Consider the following 1,678-nt stretch of genomic DNA (forward strand, 5'->3'; position numbering starts at 1 on the left):
GCTTTCTCAAGCTCTGGGAGGATGTTGAAGAGATCTCCGACGAGGCCGTAATCGGCGACCTGGAAGATGGGCGCGTCCTCATCCTTGTTGATGGCGACGATGACCTTGGAGTCCTTCATGCCGGCGAGATGCTGGATCGCACCGGAGATACCGACCGCGATATACAGCTCCGGCGCCACGATCTTGCCGGTCTGGCCGACCTGATAATCGTTGGGCACGAACCCGGCATCCACCGCGGCGCGCGAGGCACCGACGGCGGCACCAAGCTTGTCGGCGATCGGGTCCAGCAGCTTGGTGAAGTTCTCGCCATTCTGCATGCCACGGCCGCCGGAGATGATGATTTTCGCCGCCGTCAACTCGGGACGCTCGGACTTGGACAGCTCCGAACCCAGATATTTCGACTTACCCTCAACCGGGGCCACGCTCACCGCCTCGATGGCCGCGGAACCGCCCTCGGCGGGCACGGGGTCGAAGCTGGAGGCGCGCACCGTCAGCACCTTCTTGGCATCGGCGGACTTCACCGTGGCCAAAGCATTGCCGGCATAGATCGGACGCACGAAGGTGTCGGCATCAACCACGCCGGAGATGTCGGAGATCACCTGCACGTCCAGCAGCGCGGCGGCGCGGGGCAGCGCGTTCTTGCCCGCCGCGGTGGCCGCCTGCAGGATGTGGCTGTAGCCTGGAGCCAGCGCCACCAGCAGGGCGGCCACCGGCTCGGCCAGCTCATGCGCGTAGCCCGGGGCATCGGCCACCAGCACCTTGCTCAGGCCAGGGATTTTGGCGGCGGCCTCGGCAATCGCGCCAACGCCGCTGCCGATCACCAGGCCATGCACCTCGCCGCCCAGCTTGGTGGCGGCGGCGATGGCGGAACGGGCCGGCTGCTTGATGCCGCTGGCATCGAAATCGATAACAACAAGAGCCGTCATGGTCAGATCACCTTCGCTTCGTTACGCAGTTTCTCAATCAGGGTGGCGACATCCGGCACCTTGATGCCGGCCTTGCGCGCCGGCGGCTCGGAGACGCTGACGGTGGTCAGGCGCGGGGTGACGTCCACGCCGAGATCAGCGGGCTTGACCACGTCGATGGCCTTCTTGCGCGCCTTCATGATGTTCGGCAGCGAGGCGTAGCGCGGCTCGTTCAGGCGCAGATCGGCGGTGATCACCGCCGGCAGGGCCAGCGCCACGGTCTCCAGCCCGCCATCGACCTCGCGGGTCACGGTGGCGGTGCCGTCGGCGATCTCGACCTTGGAGGCGAAGGTGCCCTGCGGCCAGCCCAGCAGCGCGGCCAGCATCTGGCCGGTGGCGTTCATGTCGTCGTCAATGGCCTGCTTGCCCAGCACGACGATGTCCGCGCCTTCCTTCTCGGCCAGCGCCTTCAGCAGCTTGGCCACGGCCAGCGGCTCAACCGCAACGTCCGTCTCCACCAGCACGCCACGGTCAGCGCCCATCGCCAGCGCCGTGCGGATCGTCTCCTGCGCCTGCGTCACGCCAATCGAAACCGCAACAATCTCGGTCGCCACCCCCTTCTCCTTCAGGCGGACAGCTTCCTCAACCGCAATCTCGTCAAACGGGTTCATGGACATCTTCACGCCAGCCGTCTCAACGCCAGACTTATCCGACTTCACACGGACCTTCACGTTGTAATCAACCACGCGCTTCACAGCGACCAGCAATTTCAT

General features: G+C 65.6%; 2 protein-coding genes. Both read right to left on the minus strand.

The features are described 5' to 3' along the window. The coding region (locus tag HNP71_RS14005; protein WP_183267563.1) for an electron transfer flavoprotein subunit alpha/FixB family protein at window positions 1-926 on the minus strand (926 nt) is incomplete at its 3' end. A 2-nt stretch (window positions 927-928) separates the two neighbouring features. Next, window positions 929-1,678 carry an electron transfer flavoprotein subunit beta/FixA family protein gene (locus HNP71_RS14010; protein WP_183267564.1) on the minus strand — a complete coding sequence of 250 codons (750 nt, stop codon included), beginning with the start codon at window positions 1,676-1,678 and terminating at the stop codon, window positions 929-931.

This window comes from Acidocella aromatica, from assembly GCF_014201825.1.
Lineage (GTDB): Bacteria > Pseudomonadota > Alphaproteobacteria > Acetobacterales > Acetobacteraceae > Acidocella > Acidocella aromatica.